Raw genomic sequence first — 14036 nt, 5'->3', positions numbered from 1 at the left:
GCACGACTGTGCTTGAGGATCAGTCCTCGAGCAGTGCTCGAATATCGTCGGGCGTGATGGGCGATCCTGCCCCAGCATCGACGATGTCCGCGAGCATCCGCTTGCGCTCCTGCAGCGCGAGAACCTTTTCCTCGATCGTGTCGGCAGATGCCAGGCGATAGACGTGGACGTGCTTGTCCTGTCCAATGCGGTGGGCTCGGTCGATCGCCTGCTCCTCCGCGGCAGGATTCCACCAGGGATCCATGACGAAGACATAGTCGGCCTCGATGAGTGTGAGGCCGACGCCGCCGGCCTTGAGGGAGATGAGGAAGACCGGTTTCTCTCCTGACTTGAACGAAGAGATCACCCGATCCCTGTTCCGTGTCGATCCGTCCAGATAAGCGTAGGGGATCTTCGCCTTCTCCAACTCGGACGCGATTCTCGAGAGATAGCTCGTGAACTGCGAGAAGACGAGGACCTGATGGCCTGAGGGGAGGAGGGAATCGAGATGCTCGAGAAGAACCTGCGTCTTGGCGGAGGGCTCCTGCCGATCCTCGAGAAGCCCCGGGTCGATCGCGAGACGACGCAGCCGAGTGAGCGAGGCAAGGATCGACATGCGGTTGCCGTCCGGGTCCCGGATGAGACCGAGGACTTCCTGGCGTTCCCTCTCCAACTGTTTCGAGTACCGCTCACGGTGCCCCTCATCCATCGGCACAGAGAGAATCGTGGACATCTTCTCCGGGAGGTCCGTCGCCACATCGCTCTTCCGCCTCCTCATGAGGAAGGGGCGCGTGAGCTTGTGGAGCATGGCACGGGCGGCCGGATCCCCGTTGCGTTCAATGGGCCGGCGGAACCTCTCCGAGAATCCATCGGGCCCTGGCAGCAGGCCGGGGGATGAGAGGGCGAAGAGCGCGCCCAGGTCACCGATCGTGTTCTCCACCGGGGTGCCGGTCACGACGAACGTCCAGTCGCGCACCAGCATGAGCAGAACACGATATCCGATCGTGCGGGGATTCTTCACTGCCTGCGCCTCGTCGAGCACAAGTCCCGCCCACCGAATGTCTTCGTAATCATCGCCCTCAAGCCGGAGGAGCGTATAGGAGGTGACGATAATGTCCGCATCCATCATGTCCCGGAGCCGCTCTGCGCGCTTCCTCCTGGTCGCCGTGACGGCGCGGACGTTCAGTCCTGGAGTGAACCGGGCGGCTTCGTTTGCCCACGTGGAGACGACAGAGGTTGGGGCAACGATGAGGACAGGTGCCGCGAGGCGCCCCGTTTCTTTCAGGCGTGCGATCGTGGAGAGGATTTGGAGAGTCTTGCCCAGGCCCATGTCATCGGCGAGTATCCCGCCGTAGGAGGCCTCCGCGAGGCGCACCAGCCACGAGTAGCCGACCTCCTGGTAGGGCCGCAGCGTGGCCGTGAGCCCAGCCGGCACGGGCACGGGCTCCCCCAAACTGTGCAAGGCCGCCAGCCTGTCGGCCAGCACTCCGTCGAGCAGCTCTTCCGGAATGCTCAGGGCATGCGCTTGGGCTGCCGGGACGCTGATCGTCGTCCCCCGGATCCGGCCGAGCATGGCGGCCTCACGCAGCAGTGCGCGAAGATGATCGAACTCCTCCCCCAGTTTGATGAGGATGCTGCCGAACTCCAGATATGGCTGCCCGCCGACGAGGGCGGGGTAGAGGACGGGGAGTGGCACGTCATGCCCCTCGATGCTGACCGTCAGCGCAAGATCGAGCCAGTCGCGTTCACTGGCGGCGTTCACCTTGAGCTCGGGGGCGGCGCTCACCAGCTGAATATCGCCGCGGCCAGCAAATGTCACCCCGATGCCGTGGTTCTCCAGTGTGGGGACAATGACGTCGCGGAAGACGCCGAGGAACTCGGGTCCGACCTGCGTGGGCGACGGAATGTGAATGTCCGGGAGGCCTGCCTCCCGCCACACCCCGTAGACGAATGAGACATCCTCTGCCAGGAGACCGACGTCGAGATGATCGGTGACGAGACTGTCGTGGCCGGGGACGGCTCGGGACTGTTTCCACGTGAGGAGGAGGGACAGCCCGGCGGGTCGCGCCACGTGCAGATGGAGACGGGGCTCGGAGAACAGTGTGGGTGTGAAAGATCCGTCGGGAGACAGGATCTCGACCTGCCCCAGGGCGGGGACGAAGGTTGCCTCGAACTCGAGCCTCTCCTCCGCCGCCACGTGCAGGCTTCCCTTCGATGCCATCATCGACTGGATCTGGACCGGCATCACCGGGTCGACAGGGGCCACATGTCCGCGAGACAGCGCAATGGCGGGAACAACCCCGGGAAGGACGAGGGCACGAACACCATCGGGCCTGCTCGCAACCGGCTGGACGACAAGGTCTGAATGCCCTTCGATCTCCAGCCTGACCGGCCATGGCTCCTCCACCACGTCCAGTCTCTGCATGTCCGGGTCGAGGAGAACGGCGCCCGAGTGGGTGACCTGGCGGAGGAAGGAAAGCCCCTCCGCACCGAGATCGGACAGGAGGATGTCGGAGGGCGAGTTCCATGGGCGGCTGCGTCGCGCGGAGCGGTGGAGGTGACGGAGGACTGTCACCTGCTTCTCATCGAGGCCAGCGGTCGTGGACTGCCAGTTGTTGTTCGTCAGGTCCGGCCACGGTACCGCCACCCAGTGCTCGCCCGTTCTGCGGAACGGGCTCAGCGGCACCCCTTCATTCCTCGTGCCGAGACCCAGAGCGAGACTGGCACCCCGCTTCTCTTGGGTTGCTGTGATCGCAGTCAGCAGCCCCCGCCAGCCGAGGTCCCCTCCCGCGCCGAGAGCGAACAGTGTCGCGACCATATGCTTGCAGTAGGTGCCGACTGGGCAGGTGCAGCGCCCGATGAAGGGCTCGACGTCGTCGATCAGGACGAGATACGAGCGGCCATTGCCGCGCACCCTCGCGACGAGGCCGCTGCTATCCGACACGGATTCGACTCGTCCCTCCCGATAGTAGCTGCGCCCCCGCTCCACTGTCGGTCCGTCAAAGAGGGCGATGAGATCGTCGTCCGTCAGATCCCGGATCAGCTGCGCTATCGTGTCACCCATTCCTTCAGCTTACGACCCGACGAGCCGGTGCTGGAAACGATAGTCACGCAGACTCGAGAACGAGTTCACAAGCCTGCCTTCCCACGACGGACATGTCTGGTTGGTGGGATGCGAGGAGGGTGAGAGCCGTCCGTGCCGCCCATGCACGGGCACGGATCCACAAGTCGTCATCATCTGGTGCACCGATGGTCCGAAGGATCACCCTGGCATCCTCCCGCTGCGATGGGGTGAAGCAGAGGAAGAATGCGGCGTAGTCAACGGCGGGATCGCCTCGTCCGAGGGCCCCGAAGTCGATCAATCCGGATAGCGACGTGTCGTGGACCGCGATGGTGGCGGGATTGAGGTTGCCGTGGCACCAGACCGGGTTGCCCTGCCAGGGCGGGACCCTGGCTCCCAGCTCGATCATTTCTGTCAGCCTGTCGGCGCCCCGCACCGCATCCCTCTCAATTTTCGCGTCCCATGGACTCAGCGGCGGGATGTCCGGGGCGGAGGGCGGGGCATCCACGTGAAGGACCGCGACAGCGACAGCCAGATCTCGGGCTATCCGCCCACGCCCGTCAGGCTCGACCGTGTGGAGTGGGCGCCCCCCAACGGCATCGGTGACGTACCACGGGTGGGGCCAGATCTTACTCGGTTCCCCCCGGTAGCGGGGGGTCGGAACTGCGATATGAGCATCGCGCAGCAGCGCCGTCGCCTCGGCAGTCCACCGGTGTGCGCGCTCCAAGCGCTCCACGTCCTCCTCGCGGGAGGGGAAGAGGAGAAGGCGAGCTCCCCATCGATAGGCGGGAGCACACCCATCCTCCCGGATCTGTGCCGGAGGATCCTCTGCCGTGAGGTTGTCGGGCACGGACAGAACCAAGTCGTTGACGATCTCCTGTGAGATGTTCATGGGCCCACCCTTCGGTCCTGTGCTCATACATCCACTGTAAGAACTTCCACGCTCTTTGATCCAATAACGTGGCAACTCACATGATGATGTCAGCAGGGAAGACGGTGTGGCGTCTGGGGACCTACCGCTGCAGCCTGGCGCCTTACCGCGCGGTCGAGAGCTTCTGATGGTTGAGGGTATGCATTCGTTCGAGCAGGCGTGCGCCGTCGACGCGAAGACCATCGTGGTGATAATCGTTCGTCAGGATGGGGGTGAAGCCGTTGATGAGATCCGCTGTCTCGAGCGACAGGGACGCCGGGACGAACATGTCGTCCCAATACACCCATCCCGATGCTGGCACGCGGTTGGCGGCCAGCACGTCGAGATCATAGAGCGAGTCGAACTCGCGTTCGGCGACAACGTTCACGGCCTCCGCGATCGGCGAGAGCGCCGGGTCCTCCACCATCTGCCACGGGAACACGTGCTCGCCGGAGAAGAGGAACTCCGCGCCTGCCTGTCTCGCCTCCCGCTCTGTTGAGAACGGGGACTGTTCTGATCCCGGGATCGCGAACTGCGGAAACTCGTCGCGGGCTCGGTGCGCCGCCCATCGCGTTCCCCCCGGCACCGTTCCCGCATAGATCGACTCGTGGAGGATCCCGTAGATCGGGTTGCCCGCGAACGAGAGCCGCTCCGATGCCTGAAGGAGGAACCGGGAGTTCAGTGCGAGCTCGCCGTTCACGCGGATGAAGGGGTCCTCGAAGAGGAAGTGCAGGGTCTGCGGGCCGTAGGAGAAGCCGAGCACCATGCCGAGCATGCGGAGCCGAGCAGGGGTCAACCGTTCGCCCGTCACGAGGCGTTCGTCGTGGTTCTCGAGGTGGACGGCAACATCCCAGACTCGTTCCCGCAGTCCCGGGAACGTGTCGTACATGTCGCCGTTTCGTCTCTCTGTCGATGGCCAGGTCAGCCGATAGGTTTCAATCGCATGTTTCGTCACCGACGGCAGGCCGGCTGTGATCATGACGGACGCCAGGCCCTCGGGCGCCTGGGAGAGGTAGGCGGTGTTGACGAACCCGCCATACGACTGCCCCAGCACGTGCCACGGCTCATCGCCCTGCAGATCACGGCGAAGAGCTTCTGCGTCTGCGATGATCGAATCTGCCCGGAAGTACGACAGGAAATCAGCCTGCGCCTGCACGTCACCCCGGGCCTTTACAACCCGAGCATCGATCGGATGAGATGCTCCGGTGCCTCTCTGATCGATGAGGACGACGCGGTAGCGCCCGAGAGCCCACTCGATCCATCCACCCAGCGGGGCGGGACGCGGGGCCGGCGATCCCGGCCCTCCCTGGAAGAAGACGAGACGGGGAGACTTCTCCTGGCCGTCGCGCACGATCTCGCGCGCGAACACCGTGATCGTCTCGGTCAATCCGCCCGCATGGTCGAGGGGCACCGTCATGCGGTGGTCAAGGTAGGTGTCGGATGCGATGCGGTAGCTGTCTGTCTCACGTGCCATGAGACAAGTATGCCCCCTCTCAGATCAGAAGCCTGAGGCCTTGTCGCGCTGACGAGTCCGCACCGCCACCCCTTCGTGCTCGAGGAGCAGTGCCTTCACGGTCTCGGAACCTGCATAGGATCCGGCGATAACCTGGGGGCCGACGTTGCCCGCGGCGACGATCCGATGGCAGGGCACGAACAGCAGGCAGGGATTCTCCGAACACGCCCTCCCCGCCAGTCGTGAGAGTCCCGGCAGCCCTGCAGATGCTGCAAGATCGGAATATGTCACGACCTGGCCGGCGGGGACTGTTCTCATGGCGCGTCGCAGCTGCGCGAGTTTCGGTGTTCCCGCATAACGCACCGGCACTGTCATGAGCGGTTCCCACTGGCCGTCCTGCCACGCGGCAAGAGCCTGCGTCACCGTCTCCGGGAGGTCTCCTTCCGTGTAGGGTCGGCCTGCCGCGATCTCGTCGAGCGACTGGAAGCCTGAGGCGATGACCGTGTCGCCGTCGCAGAAGACGGCGAGCCGGGCGAAGCCGAGATCGTAGGAACCGCCTACCGGGGTACTGGGGTGCTGACTATCCATTGGAATCCAAACGGGTCGCGCAAGCGGCCGGCACGAATGCCGGACTCACGATCATCAACGGGGGACACGGCGGTGGCGCCGTGGGAGATGGCGACTTCCGCCACGGAGTCGGGGGCTGCGGTTTCGATCAGCAGCAGGACACTGTCTGCTCTGCCGGCAGGATCCGACTCGTCGGCCTCCCTGATCGCAAAAGCCTGGTTCTGGATGCGCAGGGTGGTCGTCTGGTCGATGACCTTGTAGGTCTCCGCGCGGAATGCTCTCGAATAGAAATCGAGGGCGGTATCGACATCCTCGACCACGAGGACGGGTATGAGCTGCATAACACCAACGTACCAAGTCCGCTGGTCACGGGGTAGCACGTCTCAGACTTTTCGTTCCCAGCATCAACGTTTCCATTCGTCCGCCGGACAGGGAACAATGAACGCATGACGACGTTGACTCTGAACACCGGACACCCCATGCCTCAACTCGGGTACGGGACATACAAGATCGCTCCCGAAGACACTGTGCGAGCGGTCCGTCTTGCCCTCGATGCTGGATATCGTCACATCGACACGGCCCAAATGTATGGAAACGAGGCCGAAGTCGGGGAAGCAATAGCAACATCGGGAATCCCGCGAGACGAGATCTTCCTGACGACGAAGCTCAATAATACGAACCATCGGGCGGAGGATGCTCGGTCCTCCTTCGCGCAATCACTCGAGGATCTCAGAACCGATTACGTCGACCTGTTCCTCATCCACTGGCCCCTCCCCACCCTGTACGGGGGCGATTTCCTCTCGACGTGGAAGGTTCTCGAAGAGTTCTTCGCGGACGGTCGCGCACGGGCCATCGGTGTCTCCAACTTCCTCCCCGAACACCTGGACGTACTCCTCGAGGGAAGCGAAACCGTTCCCGCTGTCAACCAGATCGAGATCCACCCCTATTTCACCAACGACGCATCGCGCCGGGCCAATGCGGACGCGGGGATCATCACCCAGGCGTGGTCTCCCCTGGGCCGCGGGGCCGTGCTAGACGACCCCGCCATCGTCGAGATCGCTGAGCGCCGCGGCATCACCCCAGCCCAGGCCGTGCTGGCGTGGCATGTGGGACGCGGCGATGTCGTCATCCCGAAGTCCGTCACGAAGGAGCGCATCGTGTCGAATATGGACATCTTTGACGTCGCGCTATCCGACCAGGATTATGAGATCATCACAGCGCTCGACCGCGGCGAGGACGGCCGTCAAGGCTCCGACCCTCGGACCATGGATCGTCTGTGACCAGAAAGGACATCATGAACTTCGCTTACACGATTGCAGGCTCAGAGGCGGCCGGAGTCGCCGGCCTTCAAGTCGACCTCAAGACGTTCCACGAGCTGGGCGTCTACGGTCTCGGCACCCTCACCTGCATCGTCACCATGCATCCGGACGATGACTGGTCGCACAGTTTCACGCCTATCGCGCCTGGGCTGATCTCCGACCAGTTCGATGCCGCGACGGCGGCATTCGATCTCGACACGGTCAAGATCGGCATGCTTGGCACGGTCCCCACGATCGAAACAGTCGCGGAGAAGCTCCGCTCCCGGCCGTGGAAGAATATCGTCGTCGACCCCGTCCTGATCTGCAAGGGGCAGGAGCCCGGCCAAGCCTTTGATACCGATGCGGCCCTGCGGAGAGAGGTGCTGTCCCAGGCGACGGTCACAACACCGAACCATTTCGAAGCGCTGACACTGTCCGGCATGGAATCGTTCACGACCGTCGATGACCTGATCGAGGCGGGGCAGCGTATCGCCGAGCACGGTCCGAAGGCAGTCGTCGTCAAGGGCGGCATTGATTTCCCCGGCGACGACGCTGTGGACGTCCTGTGGGACGGACATGAAGCGACGGTCTATCGCGCTCCCAAGGTCGGTGACCATCGTGTCAACGGCGCGGGATGTACTCTCGCCGCCGCCATCACCGCCGAGCTTGCCAAGGGCACGGATCTGAAAGAAGCTGTCCAGATCGCGAAGGATGTCGTCACCGCCGGCATCGAACACAGGATCAGTGGGCATGCACCGTTCGACACCGTGTGGCAAGGTGCCTACCAACACTAGGCCGATTATTGCGGTCCTCGGGAGCACAGTGTCGGGCGGAACAGCATCCCCCGCACTGCGCTCCCGACTCGAGGCCGCCGCGGACCAGTGGCATCTAGCACGACGGCACGGAGTACTCCCCGTCGTTGTCTGCCTCGGCGGTATCGGCGGTGAGGGGACCGAACCTGAGGCGCCCGTCATGGCGAGCATCATGGAATCTCTCGGGGTGCCGCGGGACATGCTCATCGAAGAGGCCTATTCCCGCACGACAGAAGAGAATCTGCTTCACCTGCGCGCCATGATCACCGATCCTCGTTTCCCGCAGGCATGGGCAGGCAAGCCTGCCTCCCTGGCGCCTGATCCACGGGTCTTGGCCTACGGCGGGGACGAGAGAATACCTGTCACCCTTGTGACGTCCCGGTTCCATGTTCCCAGAACCCTTCTCATCGCTCGTCACATCGGCTTCATCCCCCGAGGGGTGGGCGCACCGGATCCCGAGAATCGGCGGTGCTGGGCGATCATGTGGGAAGCGGGCGCATTACTCCTCTGGGGCGCACGAACCGTGCGCCGCAGCCTTCAACGGTAGTCTATTCGGCGGCCTCCACGAAGCGCGCATAGTGCCCCTGGAAGCTCAGCATGATCGAACCGACTGGGCCGGCCCTGTGCTTGCCGACGATGACCTCGCCGATGCCAGTCGGCGACTCTTCACGCGACTTGTACATGTCCTCGCGGTGCAGCAGGATCACGACGTCGGCGTCCTGCTCGAGGGAGCCCGATTCGCGAAGATCGGAGACCATGGGCTTCTTCGAGTCACGCTTCTCAGAGTCACGGTTGAGCTGTGCCACGGCAATGATCGGTACGTCGAGTTCCTTGGCGAGGAGCTTGATGGAGCGGGAGAAGTCCGACACTTCCTGCTGTCTCGACTCGACGTTCTTCGCGCCGGAGGTGAGGAGCTGCAGATAGTCGATGACGATGAGCTTGATGTCGTGCTGCTGCTTCAAACGCCGACACTTCGCACGGATCTCTGCCATCGTGAGGTTCGGCGAGTCGTCGACGATCAGCGGTGCTTTCGAGATCTTCTCAAGCCCGTTGACGACACGATGCCAGTCGTCCGCTGTCATGTTGCCCTTGATCATGCGATCGAGGAAGACGCTCGATTCCGCTGCCAGGACACGCATCGACAATTCCGTGCGGTTCATTTCAAGGGAGAAGTAGACCGATGGCAGGTTGTGGTGGACTGATGCCGCTCGGCACACGTCCATGGCGAACGTTGATTTGCCGGCGCCGGGGCGGGCAGCGACGATGATCATCTGACCCCCGCGGAAGCCGTTGAGCATCGCATCGACCGAGGCGAAGCCGGACGTGACTCCGTCGAGTTCGCCGCCTCGCGACTCGTTGTGCTCGAGGGTTTCGACAAGGTCGTTGACGATGTCTTCCATGACCGCGTATTCGCGCTTCTCGGCAGTATCCGTCAACGAATACACTTCTGACTGCGCCATGTTGACGAGCTGATCGACCTCGGCACCATCGGTGGAATAGCCGAGTTGGACGATGCGGGTGCCGGCCTCGACGAGCGAGCGCAGCTGCGACTGTTCGCGCACGATCGTCGCATAGTATCCGGCATTGGCGGCGGTGGGAACCGACGCGACGAGGGAATGCAGGTAGGGCAGCCCGCCCACTCGCTCGAGTTCGCCGCGCCTCTTGAGCTCCGCGCCCACAGTCACGGCATCTGCCGGTTCGCCATCGCCGAAGAACTGCATGATGATGTCGAAGATCAGAGCATGTGAAGGCCGATAGAAGTCATCCGATTTAAGGATCTCCGTCACGTCTGCGACGGCGTCCTTCGACAGCATCATGCCGCCCAGAACCGACATTTCAGCCTCGATGTTCTGTGGTGGGGTCCTCTCGAAACCGCCCCCGGATTCAGTCATACCTCTCCTTTGTCGTCTAGCAGGACTATACCCCGTCCACACCTGTGGATAACCTGTGGACAACGTGATGATAATGGTGGAAACACACCCCTTGAATCGTGGACAACGTGTGCGTAAAACGGTCAGTTATCCACAGATGCGGCATGTTGTCGGCACATAGTTTGATAAAACGGCGGGATAACGCCGAATTCATCCCCAATGTTTCCCACAGCTGTGGATAACTCGAGCCTGTGGACGGCGAGCAACACACCAGGGCAGTTTCGTTCCTCAAGCCTCGGTTGAGCCGTCCTACAGTGAGGAGGTGACCAGCCTCGACCGCCAGATCATCTCCCTCGCCCTGCCGACGCTCGCGACCCTTCTGGCCGAGCCCACGCTTATTCTCGTCGACACCGCGCTCGTCGGGCGGCTCGGCGTTGACCCTCTTGCCGGCCTCTCCCTCGCGTCCACCGTCCTGGCGACGATCGTCGGCATCTGTGTCTTTCTGTCCTACGCGACGACGGCCTCGACGGCACGCTACTTCGGCGCAGGGAAGCCCGCCCAGGCGCTTCGGCTGGGGATGGACGGGATGTGGCTCGCTCTCGGACTCGGGCTCGTTCTCGGAGCTGTTCTCATGGTCGCGGCGGATACGATTCTCGGCTGGTTCGGTCCAGATTCCGGGGTTCTCTCCGAAGGGGTGTCCTACCTTCGGGCAAGCGCGTGGGGGCTGCCCGGCATGCTCGTCGTGCTCGCCGCAACCGGGACGGTGCGCGGCATGCTGGACACCCGCACGCCGCTCCTCGTCGCCACGATTGGCGCGCTGGCCAATATTCCGCTGTCCTATCTCCTCATCTACCCCGGCGGACTCGGCACGGCGGGTGCCGGGTACGGGACTGCGCTCGCCCAGACGGGCATGGGGCTCGTCCTCGGCGGGGTGGTTGTGCGGTCTGCGCGCCGTCACGGCGCCGCTCTCCTGCCCTCGGGCACCGGAGTTCTGCGGTCCCTGTCGGATGCTGTCCCCCTTATCGTGCGGACACTCTGCCTGCGGGGCAGCATCCTTCTCACGGTGGCGGCGGCCACCGCGCTCGGGACGACGGTCTTGGCCGCCCATCAGATCGTCAATGCCGTATGGAATTTCGCGGCCTATGGGCTCGATGCTCTGGCTATCGCCGCCCAGGCGCTCGTCGGGCAGGCTCTCGGAGCATCTGCCGTCCGGCGCGCGAGAGAGGTGCTCGATCGGTGTCTGGTCTGGGGAGTGGGTGTGGGAGCCGTCTTGGGGATCATTCTCGCCGCCTCTTCCGGGTGGATCCCGACCGTGTTCTCGACGTCCCCTGACGTCACGCGTTGGGCCGCTGCCGGCCTTCTCGTCTGCGGCATCGGACTCCCTGTGGCCGCAGTGGCCTACATGCTCGATGGCGTTCTCATCGGTGCGGGCGACACTCGCTACCTGGCGTGGATGATGCTCGTCTCCCTGCTCGCCTACGCCCCCATTCCCCTCGTCCTCGCCGCCACAGACCTGGATCGGCTCGGCCTCATTCTCCTGTGGGCGGGCTATGCCGGAATCTTCATGGGGCTGCGCAGCGTGACTCTCTACTGGCGTACGCGACGCGATGAGTGGATTGTCCTCGGAGAATCTCGACGGTGAACGGCGACTGTCTGCATGGGGGCGAAAAGGTAACACAGGTCCCGGTTACACACAATTTCATCCACTGCTGTGGAAGCAGTCAAAAGTTATCCACAGTTTTCGTACACAAGTGGATAACTACACGCGTGTAACTTCCCAGGATCATGCGGAAAGATCCAGTCCTTGCGACCGCAACTATCCCCAGCTGTGGATAAATCTGTGGACAACTACTGGTTGGGGTGGAAGAAATTGCGTCGAGAATGTGAAAAAAACCGCCCTCTCGGGCGGTCATCTAGTCGCAAAGTCCTAGGCGTAGTTCAGCAGAATCGTGCCGGCGAGGGTCATCGCCACCGCTACCGTGGCTGCAATGTGTCCCCACAGCCTGTTCGTCCTCACGTAGAAGAAGGCCAGGACGACGCCGACGATGAGGCCGCCGAGATGTGACTGCCATGAGATCCCCTCGAGAATGAAACCGAGGATGAGATTGATGCCGAGAAGGATAAGGAGTGCAGTCGTATCCCGAGACAGTCGCTTGGCGAGAACGAAGAGCGCCCCGAACAGACCGAAGACGGCACCCGAAGCGCCGACGACAAAGGTGAAATAGCTGACGCCCGTCGGGTCTGAGAGGACGAGGACGGCAACGTTGCCGCCAATCGCAGACAGGGCATACAGGGCGATGAAGCGCCATCGACCAAAAGCCGGCTCGATCGCGTTGCCGACGAGCCATAGCGCATACATATTGAAGATGAGATGCCAGAAATCGGCGTGGATGAAGGCCGATCCGATAAACCTGTACGGCTGTGTCTCGCCCAGCCATGGCGCGAAGATGAGGGTTGATTCGACCTCTGGCCAGAGACGTCCGAACCCGTACACTCCCACGCACATGACGATGAGTGCGGTCGTGACAGCAGGTCGCCGACGGCGAGGTCGATCCGGATCCGGCGCGCGATCGGCCGGCACCGGATCCGGATACTCGGTCATGCTGAGACGGAGATGGAGGTGATGACAACGTCCTCGAGAGGACGATCCTGGGCGTTGGTTGCTACGGCAGCGATCTCGTCCACGACCTTTCGCGAATCATCGTTCGCGACCCGGCCAAAGATCGTGTGCTTGCCCTGCAGCCACGTCGTGGGAGCGACCGTGATGAAGAACTGTGAACCGTTCGTGCCGCGGCCACCGATCTTCCCAGCATTCGCCATCGCGAGCATGTAAGGCTCCGTGAAGGACAGCTCGGGGTGGATCTCGTCGTCGAAGTTGTAGCCGGGGCCTCCCGTACCGGTGCCCAACGGGTCACCGCCCTGGATCATGAAGCCGGGGATGATGCGGTGGAAAACCACGCCATCGTAGAGCGGCTTGGACGTGCGCTCACCCGTTGCGGGGTTCTGCCACTCGCGCTCACCTGTCGCGAGCTCGGTGAAGTTCGCGACGGTCGCGGGAGCGTGGTTGGGGTAGAGTTCGACGACAATGTCGCCATGATTTGTATGCAGTGTTGCTTCCATGGGGACTATCTTCCCACTAACCCCCGTCGACGCCCAACATCTCCTTGCGCCATCGGCGTATTTCGCGCGGCAACTTAAACCAATGCGAGCGAAGCTGTTTGATGAGAGATAGACTTCATAGAGTTAGTCGAATCCACATGGAGGTGTCGTATGTTCGGCCAGAAGAAGACCGCTCCAGCACTGGCGAAATCCCAGACTGGGGAACTCGGAGAGGTGCTCAGCCGCCAGTTGGGCGAGTGGGCAGACCTGCTCGGCACCCGCGCGGGTGGCCTGAGCGAATACGCCAAGCACGTTGGCGAAAACACGAAGCACTTCGCAGAGAAGGCGTCGGGCGAGGCGAATGTCTACGCGACGCGTGCGAGCAAGCAGGCGAAGCGCTACGCGGACCAGAGCGCCAAGTGGGCCGCTCCGAAGATCGAGAATGCGTCGCGGAAGGCACAGGACGCGACGCACAATGCAAGTGAAGTGTGGGAGCAGGAATACCTGCCGCGTCTGCGCGCCGCCGCGGAGGCGGCACGCGAAGAGGCCGCCAAGGATGCTGACCTCAAGACGAAGGCGCTTGCCATCTCCGAGGCCTCATCGAAGGCATTGAAGACGCAGCCCAAGCAGAAGAAGAAGTGCAAGCTCGGTTGGGCACTCGTCGCGGCTTCCGCAGCCGGAATCGGCTACTTCGTGTGGAAGAGGAATCAGCCGATCGAGGATCCGTGGGCGGAAGCCTACTGGGAGGACATCGCCGCTGAAGACGCCGCTGCACGGAACTCCGATCCTCTGGCCGAAGCCGAGGCAGTAGTCAACGACCCGGTGCCGGCAGAGAAGGTCGACAAGCCTGCTCTCTCAGAGGCTGAGGCCGCCGCCCAGGCGGGACTGGCCGAGGCTGACGACAAGTCAGATCTCGGAAAGCCCGACACCAAGTAGTGTCATGAGTGAAGGCCCGAGCACCATGCGGTGTTCGGGCCTTCACCTAT

13 protein-coding genes are annotated in these 14036 nt (G+C 63.0%); 5 read left to right on the top strand and 8 right to left on the bottom strand.

Annotated elements, in window-relative coordinates; genetic code table 11:
* Positions 1–19 precede the first annotated feature (19 nt).
* The 5 genes from H2O75_RS00140 to H2O75_RS00120 form a co-directional block, all read right to left on the bottom strand.
* A complete protein-coding gene (locus tag H2O75_RS00140; RefSeq protein ID WP_182171981.1) occupies positions 20–3043 on the bottom strand; it encodes a DEAD/DEAH box helicase in 3024 nt (1007 codons plus the stop codon).
* A gap of 43 nt (positions 3044–3086) precedes the next feature.
* Positions 3087–3932 (bottom strand): phosphotransferase, encoded by an 846-nt coding sequence (locus tag H2O75_RS00135; protein ID WP_182171978.1) that lies wholly within the window; start codon positions 3930–3932, stop codon positions 3087–3089.
* A gap of 142 nt (positions 3933–4074) precedes the next feature.
* The gene (locus tag H2O75_RS00130; protein WP_182171975.1) at positions 4075–5424 is read right to left on the bottom strand and encodes an alpha/beta fold hydrolase; all 1350 of its coding nucleotides are present in this window, start codon (positions 5422–5424) and stop codon (positions 4075–4077) included.
* Positions 5425–5448: 24 nt separating this feature from the next.
* A complete protein-coding gene (locus tag H2O75_RS00125; protein ID WP_182171972.1) occupies positions 5449–5991 on the bottom strand; it encodes a methylated-DNA--[protein]-cysteine S-methyltransferase in 543 nt (180 codons plus the stop codon).
* On the bottom strand, positions 5961–6311 hold the full coding sequence (locus tag H2O75_RS00120) for a VOC family protein (RefSeq protein WP_182171969.1): 351 nt from the start codon (positions 6309–6311) through the stop codon (positions 5961–5963). The genes H2O75_RS00125 and H2O75_RS00120 overlap by 31 nt, the downstream gene beginning before the upstream one ends.
* 105 nt (positions 6312–6416) lie before the next feature.
* On the opposite strand from H2O75_RS00120, the gene H2O75_RS00115 reads away from it, so the two are divergent.
* The 3 genes from H2O75_RS00115 to H2O75_RS00105 are packed head-to-tail and all read left to right on the top strand — an operon-like array spanning position 6417 to position 8627.
* Complete coding sequence (locus H2O75_RS00115; protein ID WP_182171966.1) at positions 6417–7250, top strand: aldo/keto reductase; 834 nt, start codon at positions 6417–6419, stop codon at positions 7248–7250.
* Positions 7247–8062 carry a hydroxymethylpyrimidine/phosphomethylpyrimidine kinase gene (locus tag H2O75_RS00110; RefSeq protein WP_310650320.1) on the top strand — a complete coding sequence of 272 codons (816 nt, stop codon included), beginning with the start codon at positions 7247–7249 and terminating at the stop codon, positions 8060–8062. Before H2O75_RS00115 ends, H2O75_RS00110 begins: the two co-directional genes overlap by 4 nt.
* Complete coding sequence (locus tag H2O75_RS00105; RefSeq protein ID WP_182171963.1) at positions 8046–8627, top strand: YdcF family protein; 582 nt, start codon at positions 8046–8048, stop codon at positions 8625–8627. The genes H2O75_RS00110 and H2O75_RS00105 overlap by 17 nt, the downstream gene beginning before the upstream one ends.
* Position 8628: 1 nt before the next feature.
* On the opposite strand, the gene dnaB is transcribed toward H2O75_RS00105, so the two are convergent.
* Positions 8629–9972, bottom strand: coding sequence for a replicative DNA helicase (dnaB, locus tag H2O75_RS00100; RefSeq protein WP_182171959.1), 1344 nt, complete (start codon positions 9970–9972; stop codon positions 8629–8631).
* 301 nt (positions 9973–10273) lie between these two features.
* Here dnaB and H2O75_RS00095 point away from each other — a divergent pair, with 301 nt between their 5' ends.
* Positions 10274–11593 (top strand): MATE family efflux transporter, encoded by a 1320-nt coding sequence (locus tag H2O75_RS00095; RefSeq protein WP_182171956.1) that lies wholly within the window; start codon positions 10274–10276, stop codon positions 11591–11593.
* Between the two features lie 285 nt (positions 11594–11878).
* Here H2O75_RS00095 and H2O75_RS00090 read toward each other — a convergent pair whose 3' ends face one another.
* Positions 11879–12553, bottom strand: coding sequence for a rhomboid family intramembrane serine protease (locus tag H2O75_RS00090; RefSeq protein WP_182171953.1), 675 nt, complete (start codon positions 12551–12553; stop codon positions 11879–11881).
* Positions 12550–13071, bottom strand: a complete 522-nt coding sequence (locus tag H2O75_RS00085; protein WP_182171950.1) for a peptidylprolyl isomerase — start codon at positions 13069–13071, stop codon at positions 12550–12552. The genes H2O75_RS00090 and H2O75_RS00085 overlap by 4 nt, the downstream gene beginning before the upstream one ends.
* A gap of 150 nt (positions 13072–13221) precedes the next feature.
* Here H2O75_RS00085 and H2O75_RS00080 point away from each other — a divergent pair, with 150 nt between their 5' ends.
* Positions 13222–13986, top strand: coding sequence for a hypothetical protein (locus H2O75_RS00080; RefSeq protein WP_182171947.1), 765 nt, complete (start codon positions 13222–13224; stop codon positions 13984–13986).
* Positions 13987–14036 lie beyond the last annotated feature (50 nt).

This window comes from Flaviflexus equikiangi, from assembly GCF_014069875.1.
Lineage (GTDB): Bacteria > Actinomycetota > Actinomycetes > Actinomycetales > Actinomycetaceae > Flaviflexus > Flaviflexus equikiangi.
The sequence above is the reverse complement of the archived record's forward strand: the minus strand, read 5'-3'. Positions and strand labels throughout refer to the sequence as shown.

Excerpts from the sequence above, each read along its gene's own strand:
- dnaB (WP_182171959.1), bottom strand. The coding sequence starts at position 9,972 with ATGACTGAATCCGGGGGCGGTTTCGAGAGGACCCCACCACAGAACATC.
- H2O75_RS00115 (WP_182171966.1), top strand. The coding sequence starts at position 6,417 with ATGACGACGTTGACTCTGAACACCGGACACCCCATGCCTCAACTCGGG.
- H2O75_RS00140 (WP_182171981.1), bottom strand. The coding sequence starts at position 3,043 with ATGGGTGACACGATAGCGCAGCTGATCCGGGATCTGACGGACGACGAT.
- H2O75_RS00135 (WP_182171978.1), bottom strand. The coding sequence starts at position 3,932 with ATGAACATCTCACAGGAGATCGTCAACGACTTGGTTCTGTCCGTGCCC.
- H2O75_RS00080 (WP_182171947.1), top strand. The coding sequence starts at position 13,222 with ATGTTCGGCCAGAAGAAGACCGCTCCAGCACTGGCGAAATCCCAGACT.
- H2O75_RS00085 (WP_182171950.1), bottom strand. The coding sequence starts at position 13,071 with ATGGAAGCAACACTGCATACAAATCATGGCGACATTGTCGTCGAACTC.
- H2O75_RS00130 (WP_182171975.1), bottom strand. The coding sequence starts at position 5,424 with ATGGCACGTGAGACAGACAGCTACCGCATCGCATCCGACACCTACCTT.
- H2O75_RS00120 (WP_182171969.1), bottom strand. The coding sequence starts at position 6,311 with ATGCAGCTCATACCCGTCCTCGTGGTCGAGGATGTCGATACCGCCCTC.
- H2O75_RS00125 (WP_182171972.1), bottom strand. The coding sequence starts at position 5,991 with ATGGATAGTCAGCACCCCAGTACCCCGGTAGGCGGTTCCTACGATCTC.
- H2O75_RS00090 (WP_182171953.1), bottom strand. The coding sequence starts at position 12,553 with ATGACCGAGTATCCGGATCCGGTGCCGGCCGATCGCGCGCCGGATCCG.